Raw genomic sequence first — 16392 nt, forward strand, 5'->3', positions numbered from 1 at the left:
TTCACATTTGTGCTAAAAATGCGATTATGATTCGATATTTTCGACTGTGACGCGAGATTAAGAAATGCCAACCTCTGGAATTGCTGGCGCCTCTTGGTGGGCTTTCGACTTTCACACCCATACGCCGGCATCGTCGGACTACGGCAGGGGGCCAAACCAGAACACGCTGAAGCAGATCACCCCCGAGGATTGGCTGCTCGCTTTTATGCGCAAGCGAATCGATTGCGTGGCGGTGAGCGACCACAATAGCGGAGAATGGATCGACCGTTTGAAGGCGGCGTTGGCCACCATGGCAGCATCCGCCACACCTCCGAACGGCTACAGGCCGCTCACCCTGTTCCCTGGCGTCGAGATCACCGCCAACGGCGGAATCCATGTTCTGGCAATTTTTGATCCCTCCGCTAGTTCATTGGATATTGTTCGTTTGCTTACAAAAGTCGACTACTATGGAGACCCTGGAGACAGCGAAATTGCAGCAAACAAATCAGTCATTGATGTAATCCGTGAGATTCGCGCTGTTGGGGCTCTTCCAATACTCGCCCATGCCGATCGAGAACGGGGCGCGTTCGGGCTAACCGGAAACACCCTAAAGCCGCTTTTGGAATGCGGTCTTCTGGCTGCGATTGAATTAACCCATTATACTGCCGCCAAGCCACAGATTTACCAGGACTTGAACCTTGGATTGCCGGAAGTCCTTGGGTCGGACTCCCATCATCCAGATGGTGCGAACGGGCCTCAATATCCAGGCTCACACTTTACGTGGGTAAAGATGGAAAGCCCGTGCCTGGAGGGGTTGTGCTTGGCGCTGCTGGACGGTGCCCCACTTTCCATTCGGCGAAGCGACATGGACCCGAGCGAGCAGAACCGACTTCCGGCTCTGATGATCGAGTCCATCGAGGTTGCCAACGCCTTTCGGTGCGGACGTTCGCAGCCGCTTCACGCGCGGTTCAGTCCTTGGCTCAGCACACTTGTGGGCGGTCGCGGGTCAGGTAAGTCCACCATTCTGGAAATGATGCGGATAGGACTCCGTCGCGAAGACGAGGTGCCGTCATCTCTCGTGGAGGACTTTAAGAACTTCAAACGAGTTGGTAGCCGCGCGGATCGCGGTATGCTGACTAGCAGCACTGCTATAAAAATCAAGTACCGCAAGGACGGTGCCGAGTTTTGCGTGCAGTGGAGTCAGGCTGGTGATCTGCCGGCCATCACCCAGGTCCAGACCAATGGTCTGGAAGCCGAGGTGCCCGGCGATGTGCGCTCCCGATTCCCGGTCCGGCTCTTCAGCCAAAAGCAGGTGTTCACCATGGCGGAAAGCCAGGACGCCTTGCTGCGGGTGATCGACGAGGCCGACAGCGTCAAGCGGGCCGAGTGGCAGGCCCGGTGGGACCAGGAAGAGAAGCACTATCTTTCTTTGATGGCTCAGTGCCGGGAACTGGACGCGCAGGCGTCGCAACTTGATAAAGTTCGCGGCGAGTTGGATGACGTCGTCCGGAAGTTGTCGGTATTTGAGGGTGCCCACCACGCCGAAACCCTGAAAAGTTATCAAGCGAAGCAGCGTCAAATTCGGGTACTGGACGAATGGCGAACACGTTGGGCAAATGCCGAGGAGCACATCCTCACCGCTCAGAAGGCGATTCTTCCACCGCACGTAGACTGTGAGGCCTTTACCAACCCTAGCAGCGAAGCGGAACTAGGTGCCCTGGAGCTTCTAGATGGTGTGTATGCCGAGCTTCAGAAACTGGCTGAGACGTTGAAGGGCATGGCGGAGGTGACCGCTGGCCAGCGCGTCGATTGGGAGGCGCGCCGCGATGGGTCGGCGTGGCGTGCTGGAGTAAGGCAGTGCGAAGAAGAGTACGCGGCCCTTGTCGAGCAGCTTCGTGATGAAGGCGTGGATAACCCGGCACAACACAGTGCCTTGGTTCAACAACGCCAGGAAAAGGAGCAGCGCATCCTTGAACTGGAGAAGATCGAGCAAAGCCGCCAGGATGTTCTGAAGCAAGCCCTGGAAAGCCTGGATCGCCTCAAAGCGCTACGACGGAAAATCACGCGGAAGAGGCAGGAATTTGTCGACGGTGTTCTCGGCAGCAACTTATTCGTGAACATCAAGATTTTGCCGTACCAACCCGAGCTTTCCGTCATCGAAGCGGCATTCCGTGCCTTGATCAATCGTGCGAACGATGATGGTTTTGCTCAAGACATCCTCGTGGAGGATGACGGAAAGCCTCAGGACGGCCTCCTGGGGAGGCTGTTGAAGGACATCACCAGTGACGCCCAATCTGCCGCTGCGGATATCGAGGCGCGCCTGGACGAGATGAGGACCAATCTAATTGCTGCCGCCCGAGGAGAGGCGACACCTGCCGGCATGAAGAAGCCGCTCATCAACCATCTGAAAAGGCTGACACCCGAGCAGTGCGACCGGATACGCACATGGTTTCCGGAGGATGGGCTACAGGTTAGCTACAGCGCGGACGGGACCGGTCGCAATTTCCGCCCCATCGAACAGGCATCGCCGGGCCAGAAGACGGCGGCCATACTTGCCTTCATCCTGGCCTATGGCACAGAGCCATTGGTCCTCGACCAGCCTGAAGACGACTTGGACAACCGGCTGATCTACGACCTCATTTCCAGCAGATCCGACAGATCAAGGTCCGGAGGCAGGTCATCATTGTTACCCACAATCCCAACATCGTGGTCAACGGGGACGCGGAGAAGGTTCTCGAAATGGCATTCAAACACGGGCAATGCGTGGTCGTCGAACGTGGATCGCTTCAGTCGCAAGCCGTTCGGGATGCTGTTTGCAGAGTGATGGAGGGCGGTACCGAGGCATTTGAAAAGCGGTATAAGCGGATTGCCTTGGGACGTTTTGGTAATTAACCATTACGCGATCCAAGTGAAGAGGCGTCAGAATCCGTGGAAGCGGGTGAAGTCGGCGACCGGGGCGCGCTCGGTTTCCAAGCGGTTTTCCGGCGCGTCGGGGTCGGCGTGGCCCAGCGCCATGCCGCTCAGCAGGATGTCGGCGTCAGGGATGGCGAGATGGCGGCGGACGATGCGGTGGTACGTGATGAAGGCGGCCTGCGGGCAGGTGTCCAGCCCGAAGCCCCGCGCTGCCACCATCACATTCTCCATGAACATGCCGACGTCGAGCCAGCTTCCCTGCTCCATCCGCCGGTCCATGGTAAAGAACAGCCCGACCGGGGCGCCGAAGAAGTCGTAGTTGCGGGCGTGCTGCTCCGCCATCGCCTCGCGGTCGCCCTTGGCGATGCCGAGCAGGCCGTAGAGGTCCCAGCCGATCTTCCGGCGGCGCCCCAGATAGGGCTCGAACCACTGGGTCGGGTAGTAGGTGTATTCCGCCCCGGCCAGATCGTCCGCCGGGTCGAAATGGGCGGCGCGCAGGTCCGCCGACAGCGCCTCGCGCGCAGCACCGGCCACCGCGTGGACTTTCCAGGGTTGGATGTTCGACCCGCTGGGCGCCCGGCTGGCGGCCTCCAGGATCTCCTCCACCACGGCGCGCGGCACCGGCTCGGCGGTGAAGGCGCGGACGCTGCGGCGGCTGCGCACGGCGTCCAGGGCCGACAGAGGGCGGGGATAGGATTCTTCGGACGCCATGGGCGCGCTCCACTGCGGACGGTGTCTCACGAACCCTGTCCGGGGAACGGCGGCCCTCTCGGAAAGAAGGACGGTCAGGCTGGCAGCAGGCGCTGCACCGCGTCAAGGAGCTGGTCCTCCTCGAACGGCTTTTCCAGGAAGGCGGTCACGCCGGCTTCCCGCGCGCGGGCGAAGGTCGCGGGATCGCCGCGCCCCGACACCATGATGACCGGCAGGCCGTGCAGGTTCGCCCCGAAGCGCTCGATGAACTCCAGCCCGCTCATCACCGGCAGGTGCAGATCGAGGACGAGGCAGCCCGACGGCTTGCCGTTGTACTGATCCATGAAACTCTGACACGACGCGTAGTCGCGCACTTCGAAGGCACAGGCTTCGAGCAGCGCCTTCATCGAGTCCCGCACCGGCTCGTCGTCGTCGACGATGTAGACGATGCTATCGCCCGGTTCGGCCAAGACTGCCTCCAGCATCGGAAATCACGCGGAATGGCGCCCGTCGTGGGGCGTTACAGGGAAGATAGAAGCCGACCGGCGGTGCCGGAATACGGAGTTCCCCTTATCGGGCGTGGTTTTGATGTGGATCAGTCGCCGCCGGTGCCGCCCGGCGGCCGGACTCACTCCCCTTTGGGGGTGATCCCGGCGGCCAGGGCCATGCGGACCAGCGAGGGCAGGCTGTCGGCGCGCATCTTCTCCATCACGCGGGCGCGGTGGATCTCCACGGTGCGCGGGCTGATGGACAGCTCGAAGGCGATGACCTTGTTCGACTTGCCTTCGACCAGCCATTGCAGCACGTCGCGTTCCCGCGGCGTCAGGCTGGCCAGCCGCTCCATCACCTCCGGGGAGACGGCGGGGGCGGCCGGCGCCGGGGTCGCCGCCTGGGCGGCCTGCGGCGCCGGGGCCGGAACGGCGCGGGCCAGGGCGGTCTTCACGCTGCCGATCAGGGCCTGCTCGTCGAAGGGCTTCTCCACGAAATCGATGGCGCCGGCCTTCATCGCCCGCACCGCCAGGGGCACGTCGGCGTGGCCGGTCATGACGATCACCGGCAGGCCGCGCCCCTCCCGGACCAGACGCTCCTGAACGTCGAGCCCGCTCATCTGCGGCATCCGAACATCGACCAGCAGGCAGCCGGGCCGCGACGGTGCATCCGATTCCAGGAAGGCGAGGGGGGACTCGAAGCTCTCGACCCGGAAGCCCTCGCATTCCAGCAGGATCACGACGGAATCGCGCACCGCCTCGTCGTCGTCCAGGACGAAGACCGTCATGTCCGACGGCGGGACATCGGGCAACAAGGGGGACTCAGGGCGCATCATCCTCTCCGGCAACCGGCACGGTGAAGGCAAAGGTGGCCCCTCCGTCCCCCGGTTCCAACCACAGGCGGCCGCCATGGGCCTCGATGATCGACCGGCAGATCGACAGGCCGAGCCCCATCCCCTTCTCCTTGGTCGTGACGAAGGGCTGGAAAAGCTGGGCCAGCACGGTCTCGTTGAGGCCGGGACCGGTGTCGCGGACGGTGACGCGCATCAGCGCCGCCGTCTCCGGGTCGGGGCCGGTGGCCACCGTCAATTCCCGAATCTCCGACTCGGCCATCGCCTCGATGGCGTTGCGGACGAGGTTGAGGACGACCTGCTGGATCTGGATCTTGTCGATCAGCACGGGCCGTTCGTCGCCGCTCATCTCCAGCCGGACATGGACGCCGCGTTCCTTGGCGCCGACCAGGGCGAGGGCGCTGGCCTCCTCCACGACCTTGCCGATGCTCTCCACCGTGTGCTCGGTCTGGCCCTTCTCGATGAAGTTGCGCAGGCGGCGGATGATCTGGCCGGCGCGGGCGGCCTGGGCGGTGGCCTTGTCCATCGTCTCGCGCGCCTTGTCCGCCCCGTCCGGACGGTCGAGCAGCCGCTTCACCGCCTTGGCGTAGTTGATGACGGCGGTCAGCGGCTGGTTCAGCTCGTGCGCCAGGGTCGAGGCCATCTGGCCCATGGCGCTGACCCGGCTGACGTGCAGAAGCTCGGCCTGAAGCTCCTGAAGGCGCTTCTCGGTGGCCTGCCGCTCGGTCAGGTCGCGGATGAAGCCGGTGAAGCAGCGGTGCCCGGCCAGCTGCACCTCGCCCACCGCCAGCTCCATGGGGAAGACGGAGCCGTCGCGCCGCAGGCCCGAGACCACCCGGCCGATGCCGATGATCTTGCGCTCCCCGGTGGTCAGGTAATGGTCCATGTAGCGGTCGTGCTGATCCCGGTAGGGGGAGGGCATCAGCAGGCTGACGTTCCGCCCCGTCACCTCGGCGGCGCTGTAGCCGAACAGCCGCTCCGCCGCCGGGCTGAAGGACTCGATCAGTCCGCGCTCGCTGATGACGATGATCGCCTCGGGCACGGTCTCCAGGATGGAGGTCAGGCGGGCCTCGCGCTCGCGCAGGGCGGTTTCGGCCCGCTTGCGCTCGCTGATGTCGCGGATGATGCCGATGTAGACCCCGCCGCCGCCGGCCTCCCGGCAGGCCTCGCCGACCGACAGCTCCATCGGGAAGGTGGTGCCGTCGCGGCGCAGGCCGGTGACCTCGCGCCCGATGCCGATGATCCGGCGTTCCCCGGTCCGGTGGTAGCGGTCCAGGTAGCCGTCATGCTCCTCCCGGTAAGGTGGCGGCATCAGCATCTTGACGTTGTGGCCGATCACGTCCGCCGCCGCCCAGCCGAACAGCCGCTCGCAGGCCGGGTTGAAGGTCTGGATGCGCCCTTCGGCATCGATGATGACGATCCCGTCCGGCACCGTGTCCAGCATGGCCTGAAAGCGCAGCATGAGGTCCGGATTTCCCGTCCCGATATCGTCCGCCATCCCCGTCCCCAACGTCCCTGGTCCCTCGAACCGTTCTTGGCTCAAGAGTAGTTGAGTTGATTTCTCGGTCAACCGGGATTGGGGGTTGCGGGCGGGAAGAGCGGTCCCCGCCCGCGTCGGGACGGCGATTCACGCCGCCTGCTGGTCCTCCAGGGTGACCGCGCGGTCGTGCTGGAGCTGGGCCGACACCTCCTCGGCCAGGCGGAAGGCCAGCGCCACGAGGTTGATGGTCGGGTGGTCGCAACCCATGCTGGGGAAGACGGAGCTGCCGCCGATGTAGAGGTTGTGCATCCCGTGCACCTTGCAGCGCGCGTCGACCACGCCCTGCTTCGGGTCGTCGTGCATGCGGGTGGTGCCCATATGGTGCCAGCACCAGGAGATGCGCTCCGCCCAGGCGCGCTCGGCGGCCTCCTGCGGGTCGGCCTCGGTCACCGTGATCAGGCCGTTGCGGGTCAGCTCCGTCCGCACCAGCTCGTTGGTGCGCAGGAAGTTGTCGCGGTCCTGCTCGGTCAGGCGCCAGACCGTGTCGGCCCGGTTGAGGCCCAGCGCGTCGCGCTCCGCCGCCAGGGTCACGCGGCTGTCGGGGTTGGGCACCGGCTCGACGATGGTTTCCAGCAGGAAGCTGCGCGTCACCCAGGCCGGATTCACCACATTGTCGAACAGCGCGTAGGCGAGGTTCGGCAGATTCAGCGCGATCTGCGGCACCGCCTCGCGCAGCAGGGCGCGCAGGTCGCCCTCGGCGTGGCCGAACTTGCGCCGGTCGGACATCAGCATGCGCAGGTCGTGCAGCGCCCGCACACCGGCGGTCGCCTCGCCGTGATACTGCGCCACCAGATAGCTGCGCGAGTTCATCAGCCCCAGCCGGCGCTGCGTCTCCACCGTCGGCGACAGGGACGCGGAAACCGGCAGATGCTTGGCGTTCAGCCGGCGGCGCGACAGGGTCAGCGTCATGTCGTAGAGGCGGCGGTGCCGCGCCTGATCGGTCAGGCGGACGGAGCCGGCCTTGATGCGCGGGTGGTCGGTGAAGTAGCGGCCGACCAGATCGTGGCCGTTGCCCAGCCCGGCGCTCTGCACCCGGTTGGACAGCAGCAGCAGGCGGGCGTTCTCGATGCCGCCGCAGCACAGGACGAACTGCCGCGCGGTGACCGTGAAGCGGGCCCCGCTGAGCGCGGCGCAGCGCACCCGCTCCACCACCGTGGCGGTGTCGTTGGTCTCGAACTCGGTGACGTTGGCGTTCAGGTAGCAGGCGATGTTCGCGGCCTGGACGATCTCGTCGACGGAGGTCACGCCGACGCGCGGCTGGTCGCTGATCTGGGCGATCCGGTTCTCCAGGGCGCCGCCCTCGACCGGCAGGAACTCGATCCCGTCCGGCGCCAGGGTCTTTTCCCAATGGCCGTTGTCGTAGATGTGGGACGGCAGGTTCAGGTGGCTGTGGGCGCGGGCGTAGTAGGGGGCCAGCATCTCCGGCCCGAAGGGCCAGCCGCTGTTCGGCACCCAGGGCCGCGCCTCCATGTCGATCGGCTCGAAGGGCCGGCAGAAGCCGCCCCAGCAGTTGGTGCTGCCGCCGAAGTAGCGGCTGCGCGCGGTGGACAGGCGCTCGTAGGGAAGGCCGAGATTCTCCCCGGCGTAGAGCGACTGGGTGTGGCCGTCGGGGTCGAGCCCGCCGCTTTCCAGAAGGACGATCTTCCAGCGCGAACCGGCCAGCGCACGGGCTATGGCGAGCCCGGCGGCGCCGGCGCCGACGATGCAGAGGTCCGCGTCAAGGTTGGTGCCCGAGGACACCGAGCGAGCATCGAGGATCATGCTGCGCCTGCTTTTCTTTGAGGTTGAACGCACGGGACTCAGATAAATCCCAAGTTCCCGGTGCCGTTACTGAAATTGCGGGCTAGCCCGTCCAGCGGATTACCTCCGGCACCGTCCCCACCGCCAGCAAACGCGCGGATTTTACCCGTTTTTTCAAAGGGCTGGACGCCGACTTCCCGCACCACTTCCGATGCGGAGTCCGAAGGGGTAGTCCAGCCTTGACCCGGATTAAAAATTCGGCGGAGTGCCCCCCAGCGCCTGGAGAAGCGACACCGCGGCCAGCAGGCGGCTCTGCCGGACCGACAGGGCGCTTTCCTCGTCCGACAGGGCGGCGGTCTGGGCGGTCAGGACGCTGCTGTAGGGCAGGGTGCCGGCCCGGTACTGGTTCAAGGTCAGCCGCTCCGCCTCGCGCGCCAGACGCACGGCGTCGTCCTGCACGGCGGCCTGCCGGGCGAGGATGCGCTGGGCGGCGAGCTGGTCCTCCACCTCCTGGAAGGCCGTCAGCACGGTCTGGCGGTACTGCGCCACGCTCTGGTCGAAGACGGCGCGGCGCAGCTCCACCTCGGCCGTCCGCGTGCCGCCGTCGAACAGGGTCTGGGCGACCTGCGCCCCGACCGCCCAGATCGCCGTCGGCGCCTGAAGCAGCCGGGGCAGGATCGTCGCGCTGTTGGTGAGGGAGCCGGACAGCACCACGTCGGGGTACCAGGCCGACTCCGCGATGCCGATCTGGGCGTTGGCCTGGGCCATCTGCCGCTCCGCCGCCGCGATGTCCGGGCGGCGCTCCAGCAGGGCGGAGGGCACGCCGGGCGGGATCGCCGGGACGGCGGCGGTCAGCGGCGCCGGGGCCAGGGCGAAGGCGGCGGGGGCCTGCCCGACCAGAACCGCCATGGCGTGCTCGAACTGGGCGCGCTGCACCCCCAGCGCGACGAGCTGCGACTCGGTGGAGCGGACCTGGGTCTCGGCGGTGAAGACGTCGGCCAGGGTCGCCGTGCCCACGGCGTGGCGGTTGCGGGCGATCTCCAGCGACTGGCGGTAGGCGGCGATGGCCCGCTCCAGCAGAGCCTTGCGCTCGTCCGCCACGCGGAACTGGATGTAGGCGGTGGCCAGCTGCGCCTGCGCCGACAGGCGCGCGGCGGCGAGGTCGGCGGCGCTGGCCTGGAGGTTGGCGTCGTTGCTCTCCACCGAGCGGCGGATGCGGCCCCAGAGGTCCGGCGCCCAGCTCGCCCCCAGCCCGGCGTCGTAGGTGGTCACCGGGGTTCCGCCGCGGCTGACGCCGGAGCCGGTGCCGGAGGTGGTGCGGTCGCCCGACCCGACGCGTCCGGCCCGGTCGGCGCCGCCATTGACCGACAGGACCGGGAAAAAGCCGGAGCGGGCCTGGTCCGACAGCGCCTTGGCCTGCCGGTAGGCAGCCTCCGCCGCCTTCAGGCTCTGGTTGTCGACCTCCACCCGGCGCATCAGCCCGTCCAGCACTGGGTCGTTGAAGACGGTCCACCAGGGACCGGCCTCCGCCTGTCCGGGGGCAGCGGGGCGCCAGCCGTCGTCGCGCGGGACGGGGGGCGCGAAGGCCACGGGGGTGACGCCGCCCTCCTTGTCGGCCGCCTCCTTGTAGGCCGGCGGCACGGCGGCGGAGGGCCGCTCGTAGTCCGGCCCCACCGCGCAGGCCGACAACAGCGTGAGGGCGCCGAGCGCCGTGCCCAGGAGACGGGCGCGCCGCCCGAAGATCGTCGTCATGTCAGGTCCATTCAAAGGACAATTTCCCTCTCCCCGGAGGGGAGAGGGCTATGATGGGCGCCATCATGCCGCGACACCCGCCTCGGGGCGCCGCCAGCGCCGCCGGCACCACAGCCGGAAGCGGTCGAGGTACAGGTAGGTCACCGGGGTCGTGTAGAGGGTCAGCATCTGGCTCACGACCAGCCCGCCGACGATGGCGATGCCCAGCGGCTGGCGCAGCTCCGCCCCGTCGCCGGAGCCGAGCGCCAGCGGCAGGGCGCCCAGCAGGGCGGCGACCGTGGTCATCATGATCGGGCGGAAGCGCAGCAGGCAGGCGCGGTGGATCGCGGTGCGCGGGTCCAGCCCCTCGCTCCGCTCCGCCTCAAGCGCCACGTCGATCATCATGATCGCGTTCTTCTTGACGATGCCGATCAGCAGGATCACGCCGATCAGCGCGATGATGCTCAGCTCCTTGTCCAGCGCCATCAGCGCGACCAGCGCCCCCACCCCGGCCGAGGGGAGGGTGGAGAGGATGGTCAGCGGGTGGATGTAGCTCTCGTAGAGCACGCCCAGCACAATGTAGACGGCCAGCAGCGCCGCCAGGATCAGCACCGGCTGGTCGCCGATGGACTGCTGGAACACCCGCGCGGTGCCCTGGAAGCTGCCCTGGATGGTGGTCGGCACGCCGATCCGGTCCATGGTGTGGCGGATCAGGGTCAGCCCCTCGCCCAGCGAGATTCCGGGGGCGAGGTTGAAGGAGATGGTGGTGGCGACGAACGGCCCCTGGTGGTTCACCGACAGCGGCGTGTTCTCCAGCGAGACGCGGGCGATGGCCGAGAGCGGGACCATCGTCTCCACGCCGGTGCTGAGCGCCGATCCGGTGGAGGCGGCGGTGCGGCCGGTGGTGGCGATCTGGTTGATGCGCTGGTTGCGCGCGGCCTCCGTGTCGGCCGTGGCCGCCCCGGCGATGGCGCTCGTCGCCTGCGTCCCGCTGACCGCGCCGCCGGATTTGCTGATGAGGATGTCCTTCATCATCTCCGGGTCCTCGCGGTACTGGGGGGCGACCTCCATGATGACGCGGTACTGGTTCAGCGGGTTGAAGATGGTCGAGGCGGAGCGCTGGCCGAAGGCGTCGTAGAGCGTGTTGTTGATCTGGTTGAAGGACAGGCCCAGCCGCGCCGCGGCGTCGCGGTCCACCGTCACCTCCAGCGCCAAGCCGCGCTGCTGCTGGTCGGAGTTCACCTCGGTCAGCTCCGGCACCTGCTGGAGCGCCTGGGTCAGGCGGGGCGCCCAGGTCTGCAGCTCGTCCAGCGTGTCGCCCTGGAGCGTGAACTGGTAGTTGGCGTTGGCCTGCCGCGCGCCCGCCCGCAAATCCTGCATGACCGACAAATAGAGGTTGGCGCCGGGGACCTGGGTGAGCTGGGTGCGCAGCCGGGCGATCACCGCGTCGGCGGTGACGTCGCGCTGCGCCAGCGGCTTCAGCGAGACGGACATGAAGCCGCTGTTGGTCCGGCTGCCGCCGGTGTAGCCGACCACCGTGTCCACCGCCGGGTCGGCCTGCACCAGCGCCACGAAGCGCTCCATCTTCTCCTTCATCAGCGTGAAGGAGGTGCTCTGGTCCGCCACGACGAAGCCGATCAGCCGGCCGGTGTCCTGCTGCGGGAAGAAGCCCTTGGGGATGATCGTGAAGAGATGGACGCTGAGCGCCACGGTCGCCGCGAAGACCACCATGGTCAGCAGGCTGTTGTCGAGCGCCGCCGTCAGCGTCCGGTCGTAGAGGCGCAGCGTCCCGCCGCCGATTTGGGCGCCGATCCGGGCGCCGAAGCGGCGCAGGGCGGCCACGGCGCGGCCCGGCTCCTTCGCCTTGCGCGGCTCGCGCAGCAGGACGGCGCACATCATCGGCGTGGTGGTCAGGCTGATGACCATCGAGACCAGGATGGCGATGGACAGGGTCAGGGCGAATTCGCGGAACAGCCGCCCGACGATGCCGCCCATCAGCAGGATCGGGATGAAGACGGCGACCAGCGACACGCTCATCGACAGGACGGTGAAGCCGACCTCCCGCGCGCCGCGCAGCGCCGCCTGGGTGCGGGACATGCCGTTCTCGATGTGGCGGGCGATGTTCTCCAGCACGACGATGGCGTCGTCGACGACGAAGCCGGTGGCGATGGTCAGCGCCATCAGCGACAGGTTGTTCAGGCTGTAGCCGAGCAGATACATGGCGCCGAAGGTGGCGACCAGAGACACCGGCACGACCACGCTGGGGATCAGCGCCGCCCGCGCGTTGCGCAGGAACAGGAACACCACCATCACCACCAGCCCGACGGCGATGATCAGCGTGTGCTCCACCTCGGCCAGCGAGGCGCGGATGGTCGTGGTGCGGTCGCTGGAGACCGACAGGTCGATGTCGGTGGGGATGGAGGCGCGAAGCTCCGGCAGCATGGCCTTCACCCGGTCCACCGTCTCGATGATGTTGGCCGCCGGCTGGCGGTTCAGCATCAGCAGGACCGACGGCTTGCCGTTGGTGATTCCGGCGTTGCGCAGATCCTCCACGCTGTCCGACACCTCGGCCACGTCGGACAGGCGGACCGCCGCCCCGTTGCGGTAGGCGATGACCAGCGACCGGTATTCCTCCGCCTTGCGGGCCTGATCGTTGGTGTAGATCTGGAAGCGCAGCTCCCCGTCCTCGACGGCGCCCTTGGGGGCGTTGGCGTTGGCCGACGCGATGGCCGCCCGCACGTCCTCCAGCCCGATGCCGTACTGGAACAGGGCGCGCGGGTTCAGTTCCACCCGCACGGCGGGGAGCGAGCTGCCGCCGATGCTGACCTGCCCGATACCCTCGACCTGCGACAGCTTCTGCTGGAGCACGGTCGCCGCGGAATCGTAGAGCTGCCCCTGGCTGAGCGTCGCCGAGGTCATGGTCAGGATCATGATCGGGGCGTCGGCGGGGTTGACCTTGCGGTAGGTCGGGTTGCTGCGCAGGCTGGACGGCAGGTCGGCGCGGGCGGCGTTGATGGCGGCCTGCACCTCCCGCCCCGCGCCGTCGATGTCGCGGTTCAGCCCGAACTGGAGCGTGATCCGCGTCGATCCGGCGGAGCTGGAGGAGGTCATCTCCGTCACGTCGGCGATCTGCGCCAGATGCCGCTCCAGCGGTGTCGCGACGCTCGCCGCCATGGTCTCCGGGCTGGCGCCCGGCATCGAGGCGGTGACCGAGATGGTCGGGAAATCCACCTGCGGCAGCGGCGACACCGGCAGCCCCACGAAGCCCAGCGCCCCGGCCAGCGCCAGCCCGAGCGTCAGCAGGGTCGTCGCCACCGGCCGCCGGATGAACGGCGCCGACAGGTTGGCCGCCCAGCTCATCGCGCGGCCCCTTCCCCCAGCCCGCCCGGACGCCCGCGCAAGCGCGCGGCCAGCCGGTCGAAGGCCAGATAGATCACCGGCGTGGTGTAGAGGGTCAGAAGCTGGCTGAGGATCAGCCCGCCGACGATGGACACACCCATCGGCTGGCGCAGTTCCGATCCCGTGCCGGTGCCGAGCATCAGCGGCAGGGCGCCGAGCAGCGCCGCCATGGTGGTCATCAGGATCGGGCGGAAGCGCAGCAGGCAGGCCTGATAGATCGCCTCGCGCGGCGGCTTGCCCTCCTCCCGCTCGGCGTCGAGCGCGAAGTCGATCATCATGATCGCGTTCTTCTTCACGATGCCGATCAGCAGGATGATGCCGATGATGGCGATGATGTCCAGGTCGTGCCCGGCCAGCATCAGCGCGATCAGCGCCCCCACGCCCGCCGAGGGCAGGGTGGAAAGGATCGTGATCGGGTGGATGTAGCTCTCGTAGAGGACGCCCAGCACGATGTACATCGTGACGATGGCGGCCAGGATCAGCAGGAGCTGGTTGCCCAGCGACGCCTGGAAGGCCAGCGCCGCGCCCTGGAAGCGGGTCAGCACGCTCGCCGGCAGGCCAAGCTCCTGCTCCGCCGCCTCGATGGCCTTGACGGCGGCGCCCAGCGAGACCCCCGGCGCCAGATTGAAGGAGACGGTGACCGCCGGGAACTGCCCGAAATGGTTGATCTGGAGCGGCGCGTTGCGCACCTCCATCCGCGCGAAGGCGGCCAGCGGCACCTGCCCGCCGCCCGCCGAGGGCAGATGGATGGAGGTCAGAAGCTGGTCCACCGTCATGCGGTCGGGGTCGGCCTCCAGGATCACGCGGAACTGGTTGGCCTGGGTGAAGATGGTGGAGACGATGCGCTGGCCGAAGGCGTCGTACAGCGCGTTATCGATGGCCGCCGTGGTGACGCCGTAGCGCGCGGCGGTGTCGCGGTCGATGGTGATGGCGGCCGACAGCCCCTTCTCCTGAAGGTTGCTGGTGACGTCGGTGATCTCCGGCACCGCGGCCAGCCGGTCGATCAGCCTCGGCGCCCAGACGCGCAGCTCGTCGGGGTTCGCGTCCTCAAGGACGAACTGGTACTGGGTGCGGCTGACCGTGGCGTCGATGGTCAGGTCCTGCACCGGCTGCATGAACAGCTCGATTCCGGGGACGGCGGCGGTGTTGTGGCGGATGCGGCGGATGATGTCGGCCACATGGTCCGTCCGCTGCTCCTTCGGCTTCAGGTTGATGAGGAGGCGGCCGCTGTTCATCGTCGTGTTGGTGCCGTCCACCCCGATGAAGGAGGACAGGCTGACCACGTCGGGGTCCTTCAGCACCTCCACCGCCAGCGCCCGCTGCCGCTCCGCCATGGCGGCGTAGGAGACGGACTGGGTGGCCTCCGTCACGCCCTGGATCAGGCCGGTGTCCTGTGCCGGGAAGAAGCCCTTGGGGATGGCGGCGTAGAGCACCACCGTCAGGGCCAGCGTGCCCACGGCGACCAGCAGCGTCGCCCCCTGGCGGTCCAGCACCCAGCGCAGCGTGCGGGCGTAGCCGGCGATCACCGCGTCGAACCACGCCTCGCTGCGCCGCGCGATGGCGGACATCTCCTTCGGCTCGCGGTGGCGCAGCAGCTTGGCGCAGAGCATCGGCACCAGCGTCAGCGAGACGACGGCGGAGATCAGGATGGTGACGGCCAGCGTGATGGCGAACTCGCGGAACAGCCGGCCGACCACGTCGCCCATGAACAGGAGCGGGATCAGCACGGCGATCAGCGAGACGGTCAGCGACACGATGGTGAAGCCGATCTGCTTCGACCCCTTCAGCGCGGCCTGGAGCGGCGGTTCGCCGCGCTCGACATGGCGGGCGATGTTCTCGATCATCACAATGGCGTCGTCGACGACGAAGCCGGTCGCGACGGTCAGCGCCATCAAGGACAGGTTGTTCAGGCTGAAGCCCGCCAGATACATCACCGCGAAGGTGCCGACCAGCGACAGCGGCACCGACAGGCTGGGGATGATCGTCGCCGGGATGTTGCGCAGGAACAGGAAGATCACCAGGACGACCAGCCCCATGGCCACCATCATCTCCATCTGCACGTCCTCGACGGAGGCGCGGATGGTCACGGTGCGGTCGGTCAGCACGGCGACATCGACCGAGCCGGGCAGGGCGGCGGTCAGGTTGGGCAGCATCTCCTTCACCCGGTCCACCACCTCGATCACGTTGGCGCCGGGCTGGCGCTGGATGTTCAGGAGGATGGCCGGCGTGTCGTTCATCCAGGCGCCCAGCCGGGTGTTCTCGGCGCTGTCCAGCACCTCGGCCACGTCGGACAGGCGCACCGGGGCGCCGCTGCGGTAGGCGACGACGAGGTCCTTGTACTCGTCGGCCCGGCGGAGCTGGTCGTTGGCGTTGATGGTGTAGTTGCGGGTCGGCCCGTCGATGGTGCCCTTGGGCGAGTTGACGTTGGCCGTGTTGATGGTGCTGCGCAGGTCGTCGATGTTCAGCCCGTAGGCGGCCAGCGCCTGGACATTGGCGCGGATGCGCACCGCGGGCCGGTGCCCGCCGCTGAGGCTGACCAGACCGACGCCGGGAAGCTGCGACAGCTTCTGCGCGAAGCGGCTGTCCGCGAGGTCCTGCACCTGGGTCAGCGGCAGCGTCTTCGACGTCAGGGCCAGCGTCAGGATCGGCGCGTCCGCCGGGTTGACCTTGGCGTAGATGGGCGGGGCGGGCAGGTCGGAGGGCAGCAGGTTCCCGGCGGCGTTGATGGCCGCCTGCACCTCCTGCTCCGCGATGTCGATGCTGAGTTCCAGCCCGAACTGGAGCGTGATGACCGACGCCCCGGCGGCGCTGACCGAGGACATCTGGACCAGCCCCGGCATCTGGCCGAGCTGGCGCTCCAGCGGCGCGGTGACCGACGAGGTCATCACCTCCGGGCTGGCGCCGGGGAAGAAGGTCTGGACCTGGATCGTCGGGTATTCCACCGCCGGCAGCGCCGACAGCGGCAGGAAGCGGTAGGACACCGCCCCCACCAGCAGGATCGCCAGCATCAGCAGCGACGTGGCGACCGGGCGGACGACGAAGGGGTGGGAGATGTTCATGG

9 protein-coding genes are annotated in these 16392 nt (G+C 67.5%); 1 reads left to right on the forward strand and 8 read right to left on the reverse strand.

Translation table 11 applies throughout. The features are described from left to right. Positions 1 to 64: 64 nt before the first annotated feature. On the forward strand, positions 65 to 2803 hold the full coding sequence (locus tag TSH58p_RS32915) for a TrlF family AAA-like ATPase (protein WP_146205835.1): 2739 nt from the start codon (positions 65 to 67) through the stop codon (positions 2801 to 2803). 95 nt (positions 2804 to 2898) lie between these two features. On the opposite strand, the gene TSH58p_RS02410 is transcribed toward TSH58p_RS32915, so the two are convergent. From TSH58p_RS02410 to TSH58p_RS02445, 8 genes are all read right to left on the reverse strand, one after another. Further along, entirely contained in the window at positions 2899 to 3603 is a 705-nt protein-coding gene (locus tag TSH58p_RS02410; protein ID WP_109068721.1) for a nitroreductase, read from the reverse strand. A 74-nt stretch (positions 3604 to 3677) separates the two neighbouring features. Continuing rightward, the gene (locus TSH58p_RS02415) at positions 3678 to 4052 is read right to left on the reverse strand and encodes a response regulator transcription factor (protein ID WP_051141058.1); all 375 of its coding nucleotides are present in this window, start codon (positions 4050 to 4052) and stop codon (positions 3678 to 3680) included. Positions 4053 to 4210: 158 nt separating this feature from the next. Further along, positions 4211 to 4858: a response regulator transcription factor gene (locus TSH58p_RS02420; RefSeq protein ID WP_109068831.1), complete on the reverse strand. Its 648-nt coding sequence runs from the start codon at positions 4856 to 4858 to the stop codon at positions 4211 to 4213. Positions 4859 to 4892: 34 nt separating this feature from the next. Then, complete coding sequence (locus TSH58p_RS02425) at positions 4893 to 6383, reverse strand: PAS domain-containing sensor histidine kinase (RefSeq protein WP_109068830.1); 1491 nt, start codon at positions 6381 to 6383, stop codon at positions 4893 to 4895. 165 nt (positions 6384 to 6548) lie between these two features. Continuing rightward, on the reverse strand, positions 6549 to 8222 hold the full coding sequence (locus TSH58p_RS02430; RefSeq protein ID WP_109068720.1) for an FAD-dependent oxidoreductase: 1674 nt from the start codon (positions 8220 to 8222) through the stop codon (positions 6549 to 6551). Between the two features lie 228 nt (positions 8223 to 8450). Then, complete coding sequence (locus TSH58p_RS02435) at positions 8451 to 9953, reverse strand: efflux transporter outer membrane subunit (RefSeq protein ID WP_109068719.1); 1503 nt, start codon at positions 9951 to 9953, stop codon at positions 8451 to 8453. A gap of 63 nt (positions 9954 to 10016) precedes the next feature. Next, the gene (locus tag TSH58p_RS02440) at positions 10017 to 13292 is read right to left on the reverse strand and encodes an efflux RND transporter permease subunit (protein ID WP_109068718.1); all 3276 of its coding nucleotides are present in this window, start codon (positions 13290 to 13292) and stop codon (positions 10017 to 10019) included. Then, positions 13289 to 16390 carry an MdtB/MuxB family multidrug efflux RND transporter permease subunit gene (locus TSH58p_RS02445; RefSeq protein ID WP_109068717.1) on the reverse strand — a complete coding sequence of 1034 codons (3102 nt, stop codon included), beginning with the start codon at positions 16388 to 16390 and terminating at the stop codon, positions 13289 to 13291. The genes TSH58p_RS02440 and TSH58p_RS02445 overlap by 4 nt, the downstream gene beginning before the upstream one ends. Positions 16391 to 16392 lie beyond the last annotated feature (2 nt).

It is taken from the genome of Azospirillum sp. TSH58, from assembly GCF_003119115.1.
Taxonomy (GTDB): domain Bacteria; phylum Pseudomonadota; class Alphaproteobacteria; order Azospirillales; family Azospirillaceae; genus Azospirillum.

Excerpts from the sequence above, each read along its gene's own strand:
- TSH58p_RS32915 (WP_146205835.1), top strand. The coding sequence starts at position 65 with ATGCCAACCTCTGGAATTGCTGGCGCCTCTTGGTGGGCTTTCGACTTT.
- TSH58p_RS02410 (WP_109068721.1), bottom strand. The coding sequence starts at position 3,603 with ATGGCGTCCGAAGAATCCTATCCCCGCCCTCTGTCGGCCCTGGACGCC.
- TSH58p_RS02420 (WP_109068831.1), bottom strand. The coding sequence starts at position 4,858 with ATGACGGTCTTCGTCCTGGACGACGACGAGGCGGTGCGCGATTCCGTC.
- TSH58p_RS02425 (WP_109068830.1), bottom strand. The coding sequence starts at position 6,383 with ATGCTGCGCTTTCAGGCCATGCTGGACACGGTGCCGGACGGGATCGTC.
- TSH58p_RS02430 (WP_109068720.1), bottom strand. The coding sequence starts at position 8,222 with ATGATCCTCGATGCTCGCTCGGTGTCCTCGGGCACCAACCTTGACGCG.
- TSH58p_RS02435 (WP_109068719.1), bottom strand. The coding sequence starts at position 9,953 with ATGACGACGATCTTCGGGCGGCGCGCCCGTCTCCTGGGCACGGCGCTC.
- TSH58p_RS02440 (WP_109068718.1), bottom strand. The coding sequence starts at position 13,292 with ATGAGCTGGGCGGCCAACCTGTCGGCGCCGTTCATCCGGCGGCCGGTG.
- TSH58p_RS02445 (WP_109068717.1), bottom strand. The coding sequence starts at position 16,390 with ATGAACATCTCCCACCCCTTCGTCGTCCGCCCGGTCGCCACGTCGCTG.